Raw genomic sequence first — 19,386 nt, 5'->3', positions numbered from 1 at the left:
CTGTCAGGTGTAAACCGTCGGTGCCGGCTTTCACAATCGTCGGCGAAACGCCTCAAGAATATCCCGCGTGCCCTTTTTCATTTGCAGTTGGGCAATGGCGTCCAGCGGGTGCCAGAGGCAATCGCTGATTTCATTCTGTGGCCTGGCCGCCGTCAAGTCGCTGACCGACGCTTCGAATACGTGATGCTCGGTTTGCCCGTCATTGATTCGCATCAGGTAGAGCAGGTTTTCGACGTCCAGGCCCGTTTCTTCTGCCAGTTCCCGGATGGCTGCCCCGGCATGGGTTTCGCCGCGTTCAACGGTACCGCCTGGCAGTGCCCAGCGGCTGTTGGCTTTGCGAACCAGCAAAATGTGGCGATTGTCCTCGCAGATGACGGTCGCTCGAATTTTCATGGCGGTACTCGATCTGTGACTGTCATTAAATTGAAATATATCTGCAATATTTGAGCCTGGCATTACCTGCTCGTTCAAATGTGATTTTTTCAGGGTCTTATCAGTACGACCGTGGCGGGGCGGGAAAGACTGAGTTCATTTGCGCTGTCATCCTTCTGATCGGTCTGCTCGACCGCCAGCGCCAGGCTTTTGACCGGTTATCGCCTCAAATTGAATCAGCTGCAAAAAAATGAATCCATGTTGGGTGCAATGGCTGGCCCCGGCAGGGGAAGGACAGACAGATGACCACCGTTGAAGACTTCAAGATCAAATCCCATGAGCTCCTGGTGGAGCTCGATACGGCGACAGCGGAAATGATGAAGCTCATATGTGTCCATCAAATGAGCGGATCGAGCTGGGATGAGGCGGTTCAGCGTCAACATGAAGCCTACGAGCAATGGGTCGCTTATCTGAATGGGCGGGAATAGGCGCCACGCCCGCCCTGGGTGCAAATTCTTTGAACGGCGCTTGAACGGCTGTGCCTAATCCTTAAACCGCCAAGAGGATTGAGCCATGTCTGAATTAGCCAGTTACTTCTGGATCGCTGTCGCGGTGCTTCTGCTGCTCGTGGACCTATGGGCGATCATCAGCGTGTTTCGAAGCGACAAGTCGGCCGGAACCAAGGCTGGCTGGGCGCTGCTGCTGATCATCCTGCCGGTGTTGGGTCTGGTCATCTGGGGCGTGGCCGGGCCGCGTGGCATCAAGGAGCCACCGTCGTCTCCGGAGCACAGCAAGGGCTAGCGAGAACGCTGCGCTGCGTGGCCGGCCCGTCACTGGTTCTTCCACTCGCCGCCGGTGGTTTCGCAGTCTTGCTGAGCCTGCTGCAACTGCTCGACCCCATAGTAGTACCACGTCACTTTGGCGTTGTCGGGAAGGTTGGCCGATCCACCGCTCTTGTCTTTACTGGTTGAGCGCGGGTTGGCCAACGCTTCCTGGGTCAGCCTGGCTTGGCATGTCGCCACATACCCCTCGCCACAACGCTCGACTTTGCGCTTCTGGGTACTGATCGTTCCCTTGCTTTCATTGCTGCAAGACCAGTCCAGGGTTTCGGCGGGGACGCCTTTGTATTCGTAGCAGCTACGGCTTTCGATCACCGGAACCGACTGGCTCTGGGATCGGGTGATGACGTCGCAGCCTTGGGCCATGACGGCGGTGGGGCTCGCACAAGCGATCAATAGCAGGATTCTGGCATTCATGTGATTCTCCCTTTGCGGCTTTTGCACCGGTGCCTATCCATTTCGAGGCGCAAAAAAAGCCCGCGTTCCATCAGTTTTCCAACCGGTAGAACTCAGGGGGAAACATCGCTGGCGTGGCGCGTCAGCGGAACTTGGGCAGCGGCGGTTCAGTGGGCTTGAGCGAGGTCAGTGCGCTCTGGATCGACGGGGCGTCCTTGTCGATGTCGTTGAGCCGGTCTCGAATGCGCACGGCGGTGGGGTGCCCGCCTTGGTGGTCGACCCAGTCGGCGATTTCCTTGCAGGCTGCCGTGAGCCTGGCCTGACGCGATTCCAGCAAGGTGAGCAGGGTGGTGATGGACTCTTTTTCGGACATGTCACACCTCCATTCAGGGTTGATGAGGCAGCACAAGAACCCGCCAGGGGCGGGTCTTGCTGTGGTTTAAGCGTAGTTGAGTTATTTCGGATCTGTCGAAGAAACCGGCGCCCGGTCGGACAACCGGTGGGCCGGAAACGGTACGTGATATTTCAGCCGGATTCCTTGACCCAGGCCGGCGCGACGCTTGCCCGCCAGCGCACGTCGGTAATGCCGTATTTTTCCGCAAGGGGCTTGGAAACCCGCTTGACCTTCTCCCTGCCGAATTTCGGTATGCGTCCGACCCCCGCATCGCAGCTGGCCCAATGCCAAGCCTCGGAGTTATTCATCACTTCTGCACGAATAATGAATGACTTGGGTTCGCCATGAAGCATGTAGTCAATGATGTAAAGCGATGGCCCGCCCATAAATCCTCCCTAATTAGTCCTATACGGATGGATACAAAGGCATTCGGAAAATTCCATCGAATTTCCAGACGGTCAAATTTATGCCGCCGAGGCTCAAGCGCGGGGCAAGCGCAAACTTTGCGAGCAGCCATTGTTCACAGCAAGGAACCAAACCCGGTTACCCTTCTCCAAGGTGGGCTTCAACACCGTCGGCCAGGGATCAAAGGCGAGGCAACGCGGCATCAATTAAAGGCAAAACATGAAAAACATCGCCAGGGTGCTGTTCATCGCAGCCCTCGCCATCGGTTTGTCGGGCTGCATTGGCGCCCCCATCGAACTGACGCCGCAAACCGAGCAACGCTTGCGTGAACAACCCCCGATCCGTTTCCTGCTGACATTCGATGATGGGCCCAGTGCATCGTCTTTCTGGAACCCTAGCCTGGCGGTGCTGGACGCCCTGGCGGACAACCCGGTACAGCCCGGCATCAAGGCAGTGTTTTTCCTGCAGACTCGCTCGCCACGCGCCGGTGGCAGCGATATTGGCCGCTCGATAATGCGTCGGCAGCAGGAGGAGGGCCATGTGTTGGCCTTTCATACGGCCACCTACTGGCACACCAATCACCGGTTCCTGAGCCCTGATGAGCTGGAGCAATCGCTCACCCACGGTGGCGATGATATTGCCGCCATGACCGGCGCGGCGCCGTCCCTGGTCAGGCCGCCGTTCTGGAGCTTCGACAGGCGCACTGCGGCAGCTTATCGAGCACATGGCCTGCACATTCTGCTGACCGACCTGAGCGCAAATGATGGCAAGGTCTGGGGTATCACGATGAGCCCCCGGCGGCGCATCAACCTGGTCCGACAACTCTCTGAGGTGCGCGAGCGCATCGCGGCCGGGCAACTGCCAGCGGTGGACGGGGTGATCCCGGTGGTGGTGACGTTTCACGACATCAATCGTTATACCGCCCGGCATGCCCGCGAATACCTGCAAATACTGCTCGACAGCGCCAACGCGACCGGCATGAGGACCGCCGTCAGGCCATTCTATGATGATCGCCAGGCGCTGGAGCGAGCGGCGCTGGCTCGGACGGTCGATCACAGCTCTGAGCCCGTACGTTTGCCGGGGCTGTGGGACTGGTTGTGGGATCCCGACGCCCACTGAGGTCGCGACCGACGTCCGGTCGCTACCCATGGACAATCAGCGTGTATGGTAGGCGATGCACCCTTGGTTGAAGTCGGAGGTGACTATGAGTACTACGATGATGACGAAAATGCACATCAATGGTTATGACGTGCTCAGCGTAAACAGCGGTCCGTGGAGGGTCTGCACCCAGGCTGACCGGTTGGGCTCCTTCGTTTCCCGCGAGGAAGCGCTGGCCTACGCCGCCGCGTTGCCGACTCGGAGAAGCCGTAGCGGCCGGCCTGTAAACACGAAATAGGTGGATGCTCACCAATACTGTTCAGGCGACAAACCCGTGGCGAGGGAGCTTGCTCCCGCTTGAGTGCGAAGCGCTCACAAAAGGGGCCGCTACGCAGCCCAGCGGGAGCAAGCTCCCTCGCCACAGGGGACGCGTTTTTCTCCGACACAGTCAGGTACGCGCCAACTCCAACGGTATCTCCAAGGTAAACAGCGCACCTTGCCCCAGTCCATCGCTGTGGACGTGCAGGCGGCCATTCATTTCTACCGCCGCCAGGGCGCAGCTGTGCAGGCCAAACCCATGGCCGTCCTTGCGTGTCGTAAAACCGTGATTGAAGATGCGCGCCAGGTTCTCCGCGCAAATGCCTTCGCCACGGTCCTTGACGCTCAGGCAAAGCGTCGTTTCGTCGAGAATGCGGATTCCCAAGGTCATTTCACGCGGATGTCCCTCGGTGTGCGACATCGCAAACTTGGCATTGCTGATCAGATTGATCAGGACCAGCAACAGCCTGTGCTTGTCGCCCATGATCATCGGAACGTCCTGGTAATCCTTGATGACGGTGACGTGGTGCCTGCTGAGGGCGCCCGAATTCATGCGCAGCGCGTCTTCGAACAGGTCGCTGACCTTGAGCGGTTCGATCAGCCTGGCGGCGCCCGCATAGGTTTGTTGGGTCGTGACGATTTCCTTGATGTGATCGATGCTCTTGGTCAACTGCGCCAATTCATCGATCAGCAGCGTCTGTTCGGCGGCGATGGAGTCGACCAACTCGTTGAAGTACCGTGGCAGCAAGCGGCCTTTCTCATCGTGGCTAATGAAGTGGCCAAGGTCCTCGGCATGTTCATTCATCATGTTGACCGCTTTCGTGAGCCCGAGCGTCTTGCTGTGCCTCAACTTGCGGGTTACCACCTCGGCTGAAATATTGACGCTGTTGAGCACATTCCCGACGTTGTGCAGCACGTTCGTCGCGATTTCGGCCATGCCCGCCATCCGGGCCGCCTCCACCAGCTCGCGTTCGGCTTCCATCAGCTCACGGGTGCGCTCCTGCACGCGCTCTTCCAGGCGTTCGTTGGACGATTGCAGCGCCTGGTTGATCTGGTTGATCATGGCGTAGCTGCGAACCAACCGTACCGCCAGGTAGATCATCAACAGCGCCATCAGGCTTGCGCACACGGCCAGGTAGATGTGGTATTGACGGTCCGTTGCGGCGGTCCTGCGCTGTGTCTCGTTCAACAATTCATTGATGCTGTCCAGTTCCTGGGCGACCGGAATGACGCTGATGCGGTCAAGCAGGTCATTGACGACCGGTTGTTCGTGGACGATGGTCCTGACGTGCTGGGTCAGGGTTTTGAAGGGCGCCTGGTCAGTCGCGGGCAATCGTTCGATGTAAGGCTCCAGCTCAGTTAACTTGCCTTGCAACTCCCTGGCTTTGTCCGTCGTGACATAAAGCGCGAACTCCAATGTTGTCAGGGTCAACTCAAGCACATTGGACGCCACGGTCATGCGTTCCAGCGGGCTTACGATATTCATGTCCTTGAGCCGCGTTTGTATCTGGTCTTCAACCTGCGGCAGCGCATCCAGGGATGTGCGTAGATCGGCGTTGTGTCGTTCGAATTGCTCCACCAGCAAGGATTTGTTCTTGACGGCTTCCACATAGCCCTGGCGACGGGACATCCAAAGTGTCGCCAAGGGGCCGGTGTTGTTGAGCTGCTCCAATTGCTGCCAGCGACTGTCGGCCTCCGGTGGCGGGGCCAGGGAGAGGTTGTTGTTGATGCCGATCTTTTTCCTCAGGATCTTGCTGTTCCAGTTCGCATCGGATTGTTTGAGTTGGCGAATGAAGTCGCGGGATTCGAAGTAGGTCGATGAGTCGTACGTGTATGACTTGATCAGAAAGAATATCAGCGCAGAAAACACAATAAGCGCGACGGCCAACAGGGCGGGCCATTTATATTTTTTTATAAGCGTGGTCACGCTGTTCTCCTATGCGGGGTGCTGATCAATGCGTAGGTGAATTCCCGAGGCGGGAGATGCTCAAGACTTGAGCCGAAGGGGAGGCGAGGTAATCGTCGTACGGTGGGTCGTGTCGATCTGCTTTTGCCTGGATGCACGTTGAGCTCCCTGCTAACGATGAACGTCGGGTTCATTGCCGAGTGTAGCGCTAACGAGCGGGATGATGTCTGTCGGGGGCGCTCCCGGGATGGAGCAGGCGCGGCCAGGCAGGCCGCGCCGATGGCGTTACTTGATGTCGATGAAGGGCAGGGCGCTGTTTGGCAGCACGGTGGTTGGCAGCACGCCATTCCAGCGCTCGGCCTTGGTCAGCTCCACCAGGTTCTGGTTGCTGGCCAGGGCCTGGGCCCGCGCCTTGATGGCCTCGGCTTCGGCTTTGCCGCGCAGTTCGGTCGCCAGCGCGTCTGCCTTGGCCTGGGCCACTTGCGAGTCAGCTTCCGCCTGGGCCTGGGTTACCCGGATCTGCGCCTGGACCTGCTCGGTGGCGAGCTGTTGTTCGCGGGTCTTGACTTGGACTTCTGCGGCCATGCGCGCTTCGATGGCCTTCTCGTAGGCGTCACTGAAGTCGATGTTCTCGACCTGGACGCTGTCGATGATCACCGGGCCGGTAATGGTGGCCTTGATGGCCGTGGAAATATCGTTGACCAGTTGGACGCGGTTCTGCACGGCAGCCACGGCGTTGAACTTGCCAAAGACGTTTTCCACCTGGGTAGGCACCTGGCGGCTGATCATCCGGTCGCGGATGCCTTCAAGGTCCTTGAACTGGGTATAGACCTTCGCGACATCGGAAGGCGCGATGTGCCAGGACACGGACACCTTGAGCTCGGCGGACTGTTGGTCCTTACTGTAGGCCTGGAGGTCTTCATAAGCCGTCACTTGGCTCTGGACGCTGATCAGGCGTACCGACTCGATGAACGGCATCTTGAAGGACAGCCCTGGTTCAACCACCCCGACCAGCGCGCCGTTGCGCAGCAGCACGCCGCGCTCGGTTTCGTCGACCGTGTACCAACTGCCAAAGAATACGCATAACAAGAGGATGCTCGCGATTGCAGCAACGATGGAACCGATGGTTTTACTGGTCACTTTTCTTTCCTTGAGTGGCTGGGGAGGGTTTGCCATAGTTGTGTCCAATGTTGAAGCAGCAACCGGCATTCTGAATGCCAGACACGAAAAAGCCCTGAATAATCAGGGCTTTAACGTTAAAAGATGGCGGAGGCGATGGGATTCGAACTCATGGACCTGTTACAGTCGACGGTTTTCAAGACCGTTGCCTTAAACCACTCGGCCACACCTCCGTATTGCGTTGCGGGCGCCATAATACCCGAATGAAACACACTGTCAAACTCTCTACGTAGCTTGTTACAGAGCGTCTGTTATGATCCTTACCACTGAATGTTTCAAAACCGGAGGAGTGTCGCCATGCGCGAACAGGATTACGCAGTGAACAACAGCGTGCAGGCTGAGCAGCTAGAGGTTAGCCGCGTCCTGCGCAACACTTACGGCCTGCTGGCACTCACACTCGCTTTCAGCGGTGTGATGGCCTACGTCGCACAGCAGATGCGGGTGGGTTACCCGAACATCTTCGTCGTGCTGATCGGGTTCTATGGCCTTTTCTTCCTTACCAACAAACTCCGTGACTCGGCATGGGGCCTGGTGTCGGCTTTCGCCCTGACCGGTTTCATGGGCTTCCTGCTCGGCCCGATCCTCAATCGCTACCTGCAAATGCAGGGCGGCGCCGAAGTGGTCAGCTCGGCCTTTGCAATGACCGCCCTGGTATTTGGTGGCCTGTCGGCCTACGTGCTGATTTCCCGCAAGGACATGAGCTTCCTCGGCGGTTTCATCACCGCAGGTTTCTTCGTCCTGCTGGGCGCGGTGCTGGCCAGCTTCTTCTTCCAGATCAGCGGCCTGCAACTGGCGATCAGCGCCGGCTTCGTGCTGTTTTCGTCGGTCTGCATCCTGTATCAGACCAGCGCCATCATTCATGGCGGTGAGCGTAACTACATCATGGCGACTGTCAGCCTGTATGTATCGATCTACAACCTGTTCGTCAGCTTGCTGCAGCTGTTTGGCCTGATGGGGCGTGACGACTGATTGCATTTTTGATGAGTGAAAGGTCCGCTTCGGCGTGATGCTGTTCACATTAAAGAAGCGGCGTTTTTCAGAGATGAAAAGCGCCGTTTTTTTTGGGTATTTTTTGGATGGCGTGGAGGGGTGTGTATATCCGTTTCTTCGGTCACGGCTATTTAGGGTCCCCACCACTTGGCACCTCGCTTAGGCTCGGTGTGCCCTCACTCCGGCACTGCGCAGTGCCTGCGTTCGGCCAGCGTGGTTTAACGGGGCGCCCGAGATCAAGATCCAAAGCAAGGGCGAGTAGGGCACATGCCGGCATCTATGTGGCTGAGCTACCGCTATCGCGAGCAAGCTCGCTCCTACAATGGGCCGCAGTAAACACAAAACTCATGAACACCCAAGATCTCCTGTAGGAGCGAGCTTGCTCGCGATGAGGTCGGCACATACAGCATCACAGCAAACTATCCCTCCGCCTTCGCGAGCAAGCCCGCTCTCCTGGGTTTCAGTATCGTGGCCAATCGCCAACAAAAAGCCCAAAACTGATGGCACCTTTGCATAAATGATCTACACCTATGACAAGGGATTGCACTGCCAAGGTCGGCATGCGGCTGATCGATCGATTCGCCGCCGGAAATCTTCGCCACACTCCCTCGATAGCGTTCGCATTCGGCTAGCAGAGCCAGGTTTGAGCGTGCCCACTTATTGGGTGCAAAGGAGGTGTATCACTTCACTGAACGCCACCGTGGACCGTGAACAAGCTTGGGCATTGTGCCGAAGCCTGATAACAGAAGGAGACCCTGCGCATCGCTCAGCAATTCGATGGGACGGCAGGCGTCTCTCTATAAGGAGATATCGATGAAGCAGCCTCAAGGAAAGATCATTGCGTGGCTGGCCCTGACGGGGGCATTGTCCACCGCTAGCGTCCATGCCGGAGTTTTCCCCGATTTCGGTTACGCCCCGCCCAAGAGTGAATACTCCGGAGCGCCGTTCCAGCTCAGCCAGGATTATCCGACGGTGGCCCCGGGCGCATCCTCGATACCGGGATTCTTCCAACATTTACCCAAGTCATTCTCCAATGACTTTGAAACCTGGCGCCCGTACATGGAGGAAGTGAAAAAGTATTGCTTGGAAGGCAATACTGAAATCGGCTGGAAAGTACAAAAGAACAAGATTCGCCGGTGGTATCACATGCCTTGGCAACATTACGGCCCCAACGGTCGTGAGGGCATCAGCGGGCTGACCAAGGAGGCACCGATTCAGCCCGGGCAACTGGCAAGTGCGCAGACCGGCAGCGGGCAGACCTACGCGGTGGGTATCTATAACGACATAGGGGCCTACACCATCGGCCAGGTCTGGAAAGACCCGGATAATCCAGACCCAAGCCAAACCTCGAAACCCAAGAGCTTCGCCAACGGCACGGTGGTCTGCAAGGCGCTGTTTGCCGATATAGACGTCAAGACGGTGCCGTTCCTCGCGAACCCATTGCTCTGGAACGCCTACACCACCGAAACCTTCGACTCGACAAACCGGTCCGTCACCAAAGTTGCACTGATTCAGATGGACATTGCCGTGCGCGACACCCGCGTGAGCGACACCGGTTGGTTGTTCGGCACGTTCCAATACAATGGCGCCATGACCGGCAAGGCGAACTGGAACAACCTGGTGCCGGTGGGGATCATGTGGGGCAATGATCCCCAGGAAATCGGCAATGACTATACCAACCTCAAACCGGTGGTCACCAAGATCAACCCGGCCCTGAAACAGACCGCAATCAACGCCAACACCCAAGAGCTGCCACCGACTCACCTGGGTTGGAACGGACGACTCAATGGGCCGGTGGACAACCCCCAGGCGTCCTGCCTGAGTTGCCACATGACCGCCGAGTACCAGCAATTGGCGATCATGAACCCGACGTTCCAGGCCAACCCGCCACCTGTGGGAGGCGATGTCTGGATGAAATGGTTCCAGAACATTCCGGCCGGTCAGCCGTTCAGCCCGGGCACGCAAAGCACGGACTACAGCCTGCAACTGTCTGGCGCCCTGGCCAACTTCTACGACTGGAAGTGCAACCACAGCGGCGTCTATGCAGATGGCGTCAATGCCTGCGCCAAGCTCCAGACGCTCAAGTTGATCAAGGCGAGCAACGCGCCTGAGGAACAAGTGCACAAAGTGCAACGCAGTCCGGAGTTGGAGGAACTCGAGTAACACCCTTTTCCGGCCTCGGACGATCCGAGGCCGGTTTCCACTCACGCCATCGGCGGCAACCGCCGCTTGACCGGCGTTTTCTTGACAATGGCGGTATTGGTCTCGGCATGGACATTGAGCTTGTCCAGCAAGGTATCGAGCTGTTCCATCGAGCGCACGTGCAGGCGCGCGATGAAGCAGTCGTCGCCGGTGACCTTGTCGCATTCGGTGAATTCAGCGATGGCCTGGATCTGCCGCTCCACTTCCTGCAACTGTCCCGGCAGCGGGCGGATACGCACGATGGCCTGGAGTTGATAGCCGAAGCACTTGGGGTCCACCTCGACGGTGTAGCCCCTGAGCACGCCACGTTCCTCGAGCCGGCGAAGGCGCTCGGCGACACTGGGGGAGGACAGGCCGCTGAGGTTGGCCAAGGCCTTGAGCGAGCGTCGGGAATCTTCCATCAGGGCGCTGATGAGGATCTGGTCAATGTCGTCGGTCATTTTCAGCTCCGTTAGGCAAGCGCGGGAAGTTGCCTTGATAAAAAAGGTCGAAACGCAGTTTAGCCTTTTTCAAGCCATGGAGAAGGCCCCGGTCTGCTCGGCATACTGTGCCCACTTGCTGAAGGAGCCTGAAGATGGACAAGACCTTACGCCGCGGTTCGCTGGAAATGACCGCCGCCATGCTGATTTCCGGAACCATCGGTTGGTTCGTACTGGTTTCTGGCCTGCCTGTACTGGATGTAGTGTTCTGGCGCTGCGTGTTCGGCGCTGTGACCTTGTTGTTGATCTGCGCCGGCTTTGGCTTGTTGCGCCCCGGCATCCTCACCCGTACCACCTTTCTCCTGGCGGTGCTCAGTGGTGTGGCGATCGTCGGTAACTGGGTGTTGTTGTTTGCCTCTTACTCTCGTGCGTCGATAGCCATCGGCACGGCGGTGTACAACGTGCAGCCGTTCATGTTGATCGGGTTGGCGGCGTTGTTCCTGGGGGAGAAAATCACCGCGCAAAAACTGTTCTGGCTGGCGGTGTCGTTTCTCGGAATGCTGGCCATCGTCAGTGCCCATGGTGAGCAGGGGCAGGGCGGCGGTGACTATCTGCTGGGCATCGCATTGGCATTGGGGGCCGCGTTGCTGTACGCCATCGCGGCCTTGATCATCAAGCGCCTGACCGGCACGCCACCCCATCTGATTGCGCTGATCCAGGTCAGCACCGGCGTGTTGCTGTTGGCACCTTGGGCGAACTTTTCGGCGTTGCCGCAACACGCCCAGGCCTGGGCCAGCCTGTTGACCTTGGGCATGGTGCACACCGGCGTGATGTACGTGCTGCTATACAGCGCCATTCAGCGGTTGCCGACCGCATTGACCGGAGCGCTGTCGTTCATCTATCCGATTGCGGCGATCTTCGTCGACTGGTTCGCCTTCGGCCATCGCCTCGAGCCGCTGCAATGGCTGGGTGTGGCGGCGATCCTGCTGGCGGCTGCCGGCATGCAACAGGGCTGGGGTATCAAGTGGCGTCGTCCAGCCCTGTCGTAGCCCGTCGTTTGGGCGTGATCAGAAGATGTAGTCCGTGGTCAGGAAGTTGGAATCGCGCTCACGGATGATGTCGCTGATTAACGCCTTGTTGTTTTCCTGGAACTTGGTTGCCACCAGCGTGCGAATGGAAAAGGTGCGCAGCGCATCGTGGACGGACAAGGTGCCCTCGGCCGAGTTCTTCCGGCCATTGAACGGGAACGTGTCCGGACCACGCTGGCACTGGGCGTTGATGTTGATGCGCCCGACCTGGTTGGCGAAGGTGTCCACCAGCTTGCCGACTTGTGCCGGGTTGGTGCCGAAGATACTCAGCTGCTGGCCAAAATCGGACTCCAGCACGTAATCGACCACGGTATTGAGGTCGCGGTACGGCACGATGGGCACGACCGGGCCGAACTGTTCTTCGTGGTAGACCCGCATCGCCGTGTTCACCGGGTACAGCACCGCCGGATAGAAAAACGAGCTTCGCGATTCGCCACCGTGGGCATTCTTCACTTCGGCACCTTTGGCAACCGCATCGGCGACCAGCGCATGCAGGTAATCGACCTTGCCCGCTTCGGGCAATGGCGTCAGCGCCACACCGTCTTCCCAGGGCATGCCGGGTTTTAGGCTGGCGAGCTTGGCGTTGAATTTCTCGATGAATGCGGGTGCCACGTCCTCATGGACAAACAGGATTTTCAGCGCCGTGCAGCGCTGGCCGTTGAAGGACAACGAGCCAGTCAACGCCTCGCTGACGGCGTTGTCCAGGTCCACGTCCGGCAGCACCAGCCCCGGGTTCTTCGCATCCAGCCCCAGGGCGGCGCGTAGGCGGTGCGGACGCGGGTGGAGTTTCTTCAGGTCACTGGCCGCCTTGTTGGTGCCGATGAAGGCGAAGATATCGATCTTGCCGCTGGCCATCAGCGCGCTGACGGTTTCCCGGCCGCTGCCGTAGATCACGTTGATCACGCCCGCCGGGAAGCTGTCGCGGAAGGCCTCCAGCAGGGGTCGCACCAGCAGGACGCCGAGCTTGGCCGGCTTGAACACCACGGTGTTGCCCATGATCAAGGCCGGAATCAGTGTGGTGAAGGTTTCGTTCAGCGGATAGTTGTAGGGCCCCATGCATAACGCCACGCCCAGGGGCACGCGGCGGATCTGCCCGAGGGTGTCCTGTTCCAGTTCGAAACGGCTGGAGCGACGGTCCAGTTCCTTGAGGGCGTTGATGGTGTCGACGATGTAATCGCAGGTGCGGTCGAATTCCTTCTGGGAATCCTTGAGGTTCTTGCCGATCTCCCACATCAGCAACTTGACCACGGCCTCGCGCTGCTCTCGCATGCGCGCCAGGAAGGTTTCCACGTGGCGGATACGCTCGGCGACGCGCATCGTCGGCCACTGGCCCTGGCCGCGATCGTAAGCCCGGACGGCGGCGTCCAGGGCCGTGAGGGCGGTCTCGGCGTCCAGCAGTGGCGTGCTGCCGAGGATCACTTGCTCATCGCCCAGCTCGCCGGTCAGGTAGACGGGGCTGCGGACGACGGCCAACGGCCCTTGCCAGGTTTTCAATACACCGTCGACCAGGTATTCGCGCTGCTCGACCCGGCCTTCGAGGCGGTAGGCGTCGGGGATGTCGGTGGCACTGGGGAACAGGTTGGCGAGGAAGGGGGCTGTGGTCATGTCGTTACTCCATCAATGAAATGAGCCAGGGTCGGACGGTTAGCAGGGATAAAACGCTTTTAGCGTTATACGCCTTAATGGAGGTGTTTTTTAAGTGCCTTGGGGGCAGAGGGCGGAGCTGTCCTTGGACCGTGGCGAGGGAGCTTGCTCCCGCTGGGCTGCGCAGCAGCCCTTGTTTGCGCACACGGGAGCAATCTCAGATCACGGAATCATCGACCACAGCGTCGAGATCACCAACGCATCCGCACCCCCATGCTGGTAATGATGCCGTTGAGGTCGTTGTCATCGACGTCGCTGCTGTAATCGGCGCTGACATACAGGCTGACCGCCGGCGTGACCCGAGCCACCAGCCCCAGGCCGACTTCGACGGTGGAGGATTTTCGGCTGCTGCTGATCTTATCGACCTTGTCCAGGGATACGGTACCGGCGCTCTGGACGGTGTGCCACAGGTTGGTTCGAACGTAAGGTTCCACGCCGAGACCGTTGACCTGATAGGTCCCTTTCAGCCGTGCGCCAACACGGCCACTCCAACTGCTCAGTTCATCGCCGGAGCCGCTTTCGGCGTTCGACGTGTCCAGCGTGACGCGCTGGTTGATCAGTTGCGCCTGGGGTTCGACCACCCAGTGGGTGCTGATCCCAATAGGAAAGCCGCCCTCGACCGACAACGTCATCGCATGGCCTTCGGCGGCCTGGCGCTGGCCTTGTTCGGTGCGGCTGTAGCCGTTGACCCGGCCGCCGCTGGCGCTCAGGTCGACGTGCCAGCCTGCCGGGCCGGTCAGGCTCCAATAGGCGCCGAGGCTCGAGCCTTTCAGGTTGAGGGCATCTGTGCCCGGTTCGGCCAGTGCGGGCATCACCAGCAGGCCACCGCCGGTTGAAATGATCTGGTTTTGTCCGCTGATCAGCCCCACGCGCTGGGTATGGCCGCTGTCGTTTCGTAAGGTGAACAGGGCGGGGCTCTTGCCGGTAGTCGGCTCGCTTGCAAAGTGTGCAGTATCGAGGTGGGTAGACGCTGCTCGGCCATACCAAGGCTGCGTCGTCTCCTCGGCAGGCCAGGCCTGTACCTCCATGGATGAAAGCAGCAGCAACGACGTCGAGACGGTATGAAAAGTTGTGGAGAATTCTTGCGGACGGTGGGAAGTTTTCATGGGGGCCTGCCTTGCAATCGCATGCGTTTCTCGCTTTTTTGGCGTCTCTCCTACCCCGAATGAGGGGCGACCGAATGGATTGGGGCAAGCCTCTGGCGGCCCGTCTCGGCGGGTTCCAGAGGCCTGCCCCTGACTGTATTTCCGGGGGTAGTACGGTGTAGTCAAGAAGACTGATGGCGGTGCGTCAAGAAAATGAACGACGAATGGCAAGATGAAATCAGCGTCAATAACACGCTGATTTCAATTGGGTATTAAGGTAGTTGTTTCGGCGTCAAACCTCCGTCGCGGGCGTCTGCCTACCAGCTGATTCGTACACCGATATTGCCTCTGATGCTGTGTTGCTGGTTGCTGTCGAGGTTTTGGTTGTAGTCGGCAGCGGCGTATACGGCGACGGCTGGCGCCAGGCTCACGACGACCCCCACGCCCAGGTCCCCGCTGGACGCCTGTTGTTGGGTTTTGACCCGCTCGGTATCGTCGAAGGTCACCGAATCGGTGCCGGAGAAGGTGTGCCAGAGGTTGGCGCGCAAGTACGGTTCCACGGGCATGCCGCTCACTTGGTAGCGCCCCTTGAGGCGAGCGCCGAGACGGCCGGTCCAGGCGCCGTCGGAATCGAATTCGACCTTGGAAACCCCATCGTCTTGCGTATCCAGGGAAACCTCCTGGTGGATGATCTGGGCCTGGGGTTCGAAGACCCAGTCGGAGGTCACCGCGAAGGGATAGCCGGCCTCCGCCGAAACGGTCAGGGCATGTCCGCGATTGTCGATTTTCAAGCCGCGCTCGGAACGGTTGTCGCCGTTCAGTCGCGTGCCCATCAACACGGCGTCGAAGTAGCCGCCGCTGGGATCGATGAGCGTCCAGTAGAGCCCGTAGCTGTCGCCGTCGAGTTCGATCTTGCCGGCGTGCCGGTCTTTGAAACCCAGGTTGAAGCCTTTTACATCGCCGTTCAGTTCCGTATGACCGACGAAGAAGCCGATGCGCTGGGTCTGGCCGCCAGACAGGAGCGAGCTGTACAGATCGTTGCCCACCTGGAACCCTTTGATCGACCCATCGAACTGCGGTGCCACCGTGCCGGCCCAGGTTCTATTCAGGTCCGTGCCGTAGACCCGGCCCCAGCCCGCGCCGAACGCGCCGGTTTCCGTGAGCAGGTGCTGGTCACCCTGGCGGTCATGGAAGGTGCCGAGGGCCATCAACGTCAATTGCGCCGCCGCCGGAGGCAGCACCGACCAGGTCGGCACTTCCGGGCGATACAACGGGATGGGAGCGGCGCCGGGCACCGCCGTTGGCAAGGGTGGCAGCGTTGGCACGGGTGGCGCGCCCGGCGCGGGCGGGGTCGTCGGGACAGGTGCCGCTACCGGTCCGGCGACCACGCTGGAACGCAGGTACCAGTTGTTTTCATTGCCGGTCACGCCGCCCTTGAACAGGCGGTAGTCGAATGCACCGGCCGAGACGGACTGCGCCAGGGAAAAGGCACTGATGTCACTGACCGCGCCGCCTTGGGCCTGGACCACTTCGATGCCGTCCTGGGTCGTTAAACCGCCTGTGCCGCCCAGATTCGTGACCGTGATGGCGGTACTGCCGGAGAGAGTGCCGCCATTGACTACCAGTTTGTCACTGGGCGAGTCGTCGGCGCCCAGTACCGTTTGCAGGCGCAACTGACCACTGTTGCCGACGTAGTTGCCTTGAACGGTGAGGGTATCGTTGGTGCGGGTGTTGCCCTGGGTGAGGTCCACCGTGCCGGCGTTGTTGAGCGTCGCCAGTTGGCCGACCGTGAAAGGGGCGATGATGCCTTGGGTCGCTGTCAGCGTGCTGCCGCTTTCGATGTTGAGCGTCCCGGTGGCGGTGGCGCTGTCACCTAGGGTCAGTGTGTCGTTGAGGTCCAGTTGCGAGCCTTGGGTGAGGTTGACGGTTTCCCAATTGAGGTAACGGGCGTCGGTACTGGAGGTGCTGCCTGCAAAGGTCAAGACGTCCTGGCCCAACCCACCGTTCAGACTGGGCGTGGCTACGAGCAGGGTTTCATCCAGATTACTCAACAACGCCGTGTCGCTGCCGTCACCCATCAGGATGGCCGAGTGAATGAGGCCGCCGCTCCACTGGAACTGGTCATCGCCGGCACTGGCCCGGACCTCGCCGAGGATTTCGCCACCGCTGACGGTGATGCTGTCGTTGCCGCCGCTGACACTGACATTGCCGCCGATGCTACCCGCGGAGAGGATGATGGTGTCCTGGCCGAAGCCGGTCACCAGGTTGCCGAGGATCTTGCCGCCGGACATATCGAAGACGTTGTCATCGAGCTTCATGTCGACCCGGCCGATGGTGCCGCCGGTCATCTGCGCGATGTCGCCGTCTTCGAAGGCGCCGAAGATGGTGCCGCCGGTCATCAAGAACATATCGAGGTTGTCCCCTTGGGCCAGGGACAGGATACTGCCGCCATTCATGATGAAATCGTCCATGCCGGAGCCTTGTTGGACATCACCGTCAATCACCCCGTTAGCGTTGATCACGATGCGGTCGACGCCGGCGCCGAACGTAACGTCGCCGGTAATGACGCCGCTGCCATTGGCGGGCATGGTCAGGGTGTTGTCACCCAGAAGATCGGTCAACGCGCCACTGGTGCCGCTGTCGCAGACATTGGCGTCATTGCCTGCGGTGGAGGTCAGCGTACAGGCCGCCATGACGGCAGGCGCGGGTAACAGCAAGGGGATCGATACCCACAAGGCGTTGAACAGCCGATTGAATCCTTTATCGTGCCGAATCATGTGCTTTCCCTCTGCATCGGCATCCCCATGGACACCGGTTTCAGCATCGGTTGCGCAACAGATGGCACACAGGGCCTGGCAACGCTCGCTGTATGGAATGGCACCCTAGCAACGAATAAAGGCCGTCGCTACTGTCAGAACTTACAGGTCAATGCGCAGAAAGCGTGAGGGAGAGCCCGTTCTACAAGTGCACTTCCACCGAAAGGGGCAGGTGATCGCTCAGGTGGGTCCAGGGTTTATTGCCCAGTATTTGCGGGGAATGGCTGGTGGCGTTGCGCAGATAGACGCGGTCCAGGCGCAACAGCGGGAAGCGAGCCGGGTAAGTCCTGGCGGGACGGCCGAGGTGGTGCTCGAAGGCTTCGTGCAGGTAACCACGGCGGGCGAGGGCGAGGTTGCCGCGCAGTTGCCAGTCGTTGAAGTCGCCGGCGATGATCACCGGCGCATTCTCTGGTAGTGAGTCGAGCAGTTGGCAGAGCAGTTTGAGTTGCAATTGGCGATGGCTTTCCAACAGGCTCAAATGCACACAGATGCCATGGACCTCGGCGTGGCCCGGCACATCCAGCACGCAATGCAATAACCCGCGCCGCTCCGGGCCGGTGATGGACACGTCGAGATTGCGGAACTGGCGGATCGGGTATTTGGAGAGCAGGGCGTTGCCATGATGGCCATCGGGATAGACCGCATTACGGCCGTAGGCGAAGTCGCTCCACATGCTGTCGGCGAGGAATTCGTACTGGGATGTCTGGGGCCAGTTGTCGTAGCGTGACGCGTGGCGGTCATGTTCGCCCAGTACCTCTTGCAGGAACACCAGGTCGGCACCGGTACTGCGCACCGCTTCGCGCAATTCGGGCAGGATGAAGCGCCGGTTGAGGGCGGTGAAGCCCTTGTGGGTGTTGACCGTCAGGACCCGCAGCCGATGAACCGTCGCAGGCGCGTCCGATGGCATGGGTTCGACGGCTCGCCAATCGGGGTCTTGAGTCACGTTCGCTCCTGAATCAGACGTACTTGTTCATGCGACTGACCCAAGGCACGGGCAGTTCCGGATTTTTCATCGCCTTGCTGATCGCCATCGCGAGCAAGCTCGCTCCCACAGTTTTTTCTGCTTTCACTCCTGATCATTCCAACCAACACACCGCTCTTGTGGCGAGGGAGCTTGCTCCCGCTGGCCTGCGAAGCAGGCCCCAGCACTCCTTCAGACAGACCGTATCGTCCGGTTTTGCGGCAGCTGCGCAGCCGAGCGGGAGCAAGCTCCCTCGCCACAAAAGCGTTCAAGCCATCACGCCCAGCGGTAAACACTGTGGGAGCGAGCCTGCTCGCGATAGCGGTGTGTCTGAATCACCGTCACCCGCGAACAAACCCGCTTTCACAGGTGTGTGTTCAGATAAAGACAATCTCATACGGCAAACCCATCCGGTCAAGGATGACCCTGGGCAACAGTGGGGCGATGCCGCTCGCCGGTTCGCCGCTGAGTTGGCTGACGTAGGCGTGCATGGCGTGACGCTTGCGGGCCGTGGTCCAGACGTCGAGGCGCAGCTTGCGAGCCCGGTGCCAGGGGATTTTATTCTGCTCGCGGACCGGCCAGTGCCAGGCCCACACCGGCAGTTCGTTGAACGCCACCCCGATCCTGTCGGCGGCCAAGGCTCCGGCGCGTCCCACGGTGTCGTGGTCGCTGTCACCGTCCTGGCGCCAGGTGCTGAACACCACGTCGCCGGGGCGAAGGTGTCGTGCAATGAAGGTGGCCAGTTCAGCTTCGTGTTCCACGAGGTCTTTTTCCGGAAAACCGCCGCGCACCCATTGCAGGCCATGGGCGTCGATGCCCAGGCGGTGCAGGGCGTCGACGCTTTCCTGGGGATGAGGGCGGTGCGTACGCAGGCGCTCGTCGGTCCACAACGGTGAGCCGGGGTGGGCCAGGGCGCCATCGGTGACCGAAACCAGCAACATGGGCTGTTCGAGGTTGCTCAGCAATTGCAGCAAGCCGCCACAGGCCCCTACCTCATCGCCCGGGTGCGGGGCGAGAATGACGGCGCGGGCACCGGCGGGAATGAGCGTCTGGGTACTGATGATCGGAATATCGGCCAGTTGCGCAGCACTGTTCCAGATTTGCGGGTGCTGCCGGCCAGGCAGGCGAGAGGCGGGCTTCATAAGCGACATCCTTGTGGGTGTTCAATCTTTCAGTCATGCACCGGGCCTACTGTCCGGTGGCACCGATGTGGGCATGGCTGCGATTCGCGGCGCTCCGAATCCTGGAGACTACCGCAGGGGAAGTATTGATCA

The 19,386-nt window shown here is 59.9% G+C and carries 19 protein-coding genes and 1 tRNA gene; 7 read left to right on the top strand and 13 right to left on the bottom strand.

Annotation, left to right across the window (positions count from 1 at the left end; genetic code table 11):
* Positions 1–30: 30 nt before the first annotated feature.
* Positions 31–393, bottom strand: coding sequence for an NUDIX hydrolase (locus M1D99_RS17025; RefSeq protein ID WP_250964678.1), 363 nt, complete (start codon positions 391–393; stop codon positions 31–33).
* 281 nt (positions 394–674) lie between these two features.
* Between M1D99_RS17025 and M1D99_RS17020 the strand changes: the two genes are divergently transcribed.
* Both M1D99_RS17020 and M1D99_RS17015 read left to right on the top strand, forming a co-directional pair.
* Positions 675–860, top strand: a complete 186-nt coding sequence (locus M1D99_RS17020) for a hypothetical protein (RefSeq protein ID WP_434570580.1) — start codon at positions 675–677, stop codon at positions 858–860.
* 85 nt (positions 861–945) lie between these two features.
* On the top strand, positions 946–1,173 hold the full coding sequence (locus M1D99_RS17015) for a PLD nuclease N-terminal domain-containing protein (RefSeq protein WP_186705733.1): 228 nt from the start codon (positions 946–948) through the stop codon (positions 1,171–1,173).
* Positions 1,174–1,202: 29 nt separating this feature from the next.
* On the opposite strand, the gene M1D99_RS17010 is transcribed toward M1D99_RS17015, so the two are convergent.
* The 3 genes from M1D99_RS17010 to M1D99_RS17000 form a co-directional block, all read right to left on the bottom strand.
* A complete protein-coding gene (locus M1D99_RS17010; RefSeq protein ID WP_186705732.1) occupies positions 1,203–1,628 on the bottom strand; it encodes a hypothetical protein in 426 nt (141 codons plus the stop codon).
* A gap of 121 nt (positions 1,629–1,749) precedes the next feature.
* Positions 1,750–1,980: a hypothetical protein gene (locus tag M1D99_RS17005; protein WP_057450824.1), complete on the bottom strand. Its 231-nt coding sequence runs from the start codon at positions 1,978–1,980 to the stop codon at positions 1,750–1,752.
* Between the two features lie 152 nt (positions 1,981–2,132).
* Entirely contained in the window at positions 2,133–2,387 is a 255-nt protein-coding gene (locus tag M1D99_RS17000) for a DUF6555 family protein (protein ID WP_047226592.1), read from the bottom strand.
* A 238-nt stretch (positions 2,388–2,625) separates the two neighbouring features.
* On the opposite strand from M1D99_RS17000, the gene M1D99_RS16995 reads away from it, so the two are divergent.
* Together M1D99_RS16995 and M1D99_RS16990 are read left to right on the top strand one after the other, a co-directional pair.
* Positions 2,626–3,525: a polysaccharide deacetylase family protein gene (locus tag M1D99_RS16995; RefSeq protein WP_458130479.1), complete on the top strand. Its 900-nt coding sequence runs from the start codon at positions 2,626–2,628 to the stop codon at positions 3,523–3,525.
* An 85-nt stretch (positions 3,526–3,610) separates the two neighbouring features.
* Entirely contained in the window at positions 3,611–3,802 is a 192-nt protein-coding gene (locus M1D99_RS16990; RefSeq protein ID WP_458130478.1) for a DUF2188 domain-containing protein, read from the top strand.
* 150 nt (positions 3,803–3,952) lie between these two features.
* Here the strand turns inward: M1D99_RS16990 and M1D99_RS16985 are convergent, their stop codons facing one another.
* The 3 genes from M1D99_RS16985 to M1D99_RS16975 all read right to left on the bottom strand — a co-directional run bounded on the left by M1D99_RS16985 (position 3,953) and on the right by M1D99_RS16975 (position 7,080).
* Complete coding sequence (locus M1D99_RS16985; RefSeq protein ID WP_458130477.1) at positions 3,953–5,749, bottom strand: DAHL domain-containing protein; 1,797 nt, start codon at positions 5,747–5,749, stop codon at positions 3,953–3,955.
* Between the two features lie 264 nt (positions 5,750–6,013).
* On the bottom strand, positions 6,014–6,868 hold the full coding sequence (locus M1D99_RS16980; RefSeq protein WP_434570572.1) for a prohibitin family protein: 855 nt from the start codon (positions 6,866–6,868) through the stop codon (positions 6,014–6,016).
* Positions 6,869–6,992: 124 nt separating this feature from the next.
* Positions 6,993–7,080: transfer RNA gene (locus M1D99_RS16975), tRNA-Ser, on the bottom strand.
* 124 nt (positions 7,081–7,204) lie between these two features.
* Here M1D99_RS16975 and M1D99_RS16970 point away from each other — a divergent pair.
* Together M1D99_RS16970 and M1D99_RS16965 are read left to right on the top strand one after the other, a co-directional pair.
* The gene (locus tag M1D99_RS16970; RefSeq protein ID WP_014338124.1) at positions 7,205–7,876 is read left to right on the top strand and encodes a Bax inhibitor-1/YccA family protein; all 672 of its coding nucleotides are present in this window, start codon (positions 7,205–7,207) and stop codon (positions 7,874–7,876) included.
* Between the two features lie 834 nt (positions 7,877–8,710).
* A complete protein-coding gene (locus M1D99_RS16965; RefSeq protein WP_458130476.1) occupies positions 8,711–10,060 on the top strand; it encodes a hypothetical protein in 1,350 nt (449 codons plus the stop codon).
* A 41-nt stretch (positions 10,061–10,101) separates the two neighbouring features.
* Here the strand turns inward: M1D99_RS16965 and M1D99_RS16960 are convergent, their stop codons facing one another.
* The gene (locus M1D99_RS16960) at positions 10,102–10,539 is read right to left on the bottom strand and encodes an Lrp/AsnC family transcriptional regulator (protein WP_003202176.1); all 438 of its coding nucleotides are present in this window, start codon (positions 10,537–10,539) and stop codon (positions 10,102–10,104) included.
* Positions 10,540–10,673: 134 nt separating this feature from the next.
* Here M1D99_RS16960 and M1D99_RS16955 point away from each other — a divergent pair, with 134 nt between their 5' ends.
* Positions 10,674–11,567, top strand: coding sequence for a DMT family transporter (locus tag M1D99_RS16955; RefSeq protein WP_434570567.1), 894 nt, complete (start codon positions 10,674–10,676; stop codon positions 11,565–11,567).
* A gap of 18 nt (positions 11,568–11,585) precedes the next feature.
* Here the strand turns inward: M1D99_RS16955 and M1D99_RS16950 are convergent, their stop codons facing one another.
* The 5 genes from M1D99_RS16950 to M1D99_RS16930 form a co-directional block, all read right to left on the bottom strand.
* Positions 11,586–13,211 (bottom strand): NADP-dependent glyceraldehyde-3-phosphate dehydrogenase, encoded by a 1,626-nt coding sequence (locus M1D99_RS16950; RefSeq protein WP_186705725.1) that lies wholly within the window; start codon positions 13,209–13,211, stop codon positions 11,586–11,588.
* A 230-nt stretch (positions 13,212–13,441) separates the two neighbouring features.
* On the bottom strand, positions 13,442–14,356 hold the full coding sequence (locus M1D99_RS16945) for an autotransporter domain-containing protein (RefSeq protein WP_434570565.1): 915 nt from the start codon (positions 14,354–14,356) through the stop codon (positions 13,442–13,444).
* 296 nt (positions 14,357–14,652) lie between these two features.
* Positions 14,653–17,112: an autotransporter family protein gene (locus M1D99_RS16940; RefSeq protein ID WP_434570563.1), complete on the bottom strand. Its 2,460-nt coding sequence runs from the start codon at positions 17,110–17,112 to the stop codon at positions 14,653–14,655.
* Positions 17,113–17,293: 181 nt separating this feature from the next.
* Positions 17,294–18,058, bottom strand: a complete 765-nt coding sequence (locus M1D99_RS16935; protein ID WP_189656150.1) for an endonuclease/exonuclease/phosphatase family protein — start codon at positions 18,056–18,058, stop codon at positions 17,294–17,296.
* A gap of 431 nt (positions 18,059–18,489) precedes the next feature.
* Positions 18,490–19,254, bottom strand: a complete 765-nt coding sequence (locus M1D99_RS16930; protein ID WP_186705721.1) for a PIG-L deacetylase family protein — start codon at positions 19,252–19,254, stop codon at positions 18,490–18,492.
* Positions 19,255–19,386 lie beyond the last annotated feature (132 nt).

Source organism: Pseudomonas sp. R3-41, assembly GCF_054161485.1.
Note: the sequence above shows the minus strand (reverse complement) of the source record. Positions and strands in the feature narration are given on the sequence as shown.

What these genes read in the sequence shown, in the direction of transcription:
- M1D99_RS17025 (WP_250964678.1), bottom strand. Translation starts at nt 393, where the DNA reads ATGAAAATTCGAGCGACCGTCATCTGCGAGGACAATCGCCACATTTTG.
- M1D99_RS17020 (WP_434570580.1), top strand. Translation starts at nt 675, where the DNA reads ATGACCACCGTTGAAGACTTCAAGATCAAATCCCATGAGCTCCTGGTG.
- M1D99_RS17015 (WP_186705733.1), top strand. Translation starts at nt 946, where the DNA reads ATGTCTGAATTAGCCAGTTACTTCTGGATCGCTGTCGCGGTGCTTCTG.
- M1D99_RS17010 (WP_186705732.1), bottom strand. Translation starts at nt 1,628, where the DNA reads ATGAATGCCAGAATCCTGCTATTGATCGCTTGTGCGAGCCCCACCGCC.
- M1D99_RS17005 (WP_057450824.1), bottom strand. Translation starts at nt 1,980, where the DNA reads ATGTCCGAAAAAGAGTCCATCACCACCCTGCTCACCTTGCTGGAATCG.
- M1D99_RS17000 (WP_047226592.1), bottom strand. Translation starts at nt 2,387, where the DNA reads ATGGGCGGGCCATCGCTTTACATCATTGACTACATGCTTCATGGCGAA.
- M1D99_RS16995 (WP_458130479.1), top strand. Translation starts at nt 2,626, where the DNA reads ATGAAAAACATCGCCAGGGTGCTGTTCATCGCAGCCCTCGCCATCGGT.
- M1D99_RS16990 (WP_458130478.1), top strand. Translation starts at nt 3,611, where the DNA reads ATGAGTACTACGATGATGACGAAAATGCACATCAATGGTTATGACGTG.
- M1D99_RS16970 (WP_014338124.1), top strand. Translation starts at nt 7,205, where the DNA reads ATGCGCGAACAGGATTACGCAGTGAACAACAGCGTGCAGGCTGAGCAG.
- M1D99_RS16965 (WP_458130476.1), top strand. Translation starts at nt 8,711, where the DNA reads ATGAAGCAGCCTCAAGGAAAGATCATTGCGTGGCTGGCCCTGACGGGG.
- M1D99_RS16960 (WP_003202176.1), bottom strand. Translation starts at nt 10,539, where the DNA reads ATGACCGACGACATTGACCAGATCCTCATCAGCGCCCTGATGGAAGAT.
- M1D99_RS16955 (WP_434570567.1), top strand. Translation starts at nt 10,674, where the DNA reads ATGGACAAGACCTTACGCCGCGGTTCGCTGGAAATGACCGCCGCCATG.
- M1D99_RS16950 (WP_186705725.1), bottom strand. Translation starts at nt 13,211, where the DNA reads ATGACCACAGCCCCCTTCCTCGCCAACCTGTTCCCCAGTGCCACCGAC.
- M1D99_RS16945 (WP_434570565.1), bottom strand. Translation starts at nt 14,356, where the DNA reads ATGAAAACTTCCCACCGTCCGCAAGAATTCTCCACAACTTTTCATACC.
- M1D99_RS16940 (WP_434570563.1), bottom strand. Translation starts at nt 17,112, where the DNA reads ATGATTCGGCACGATAAAGGATTCAATCGGCTGTTCAACGCCTTGTGG.
- M1D99_RS16935 (WP_189656150.1), bottom strand. Translation starts at nt 18,058, where the DNA reads ATGCCATCGGACGCGCCTGCGACGGTTCATCGGCTGCGGGTCCTGACG.
- M1D99_RS16930 (WP_186705721.1), bottom strand. Translation starts at nt 19,254, where the DNA reads ATGAAGCCCGCCTCTCGCCTGCCTGGCCGGCAGCACCCGCAAATCTGG.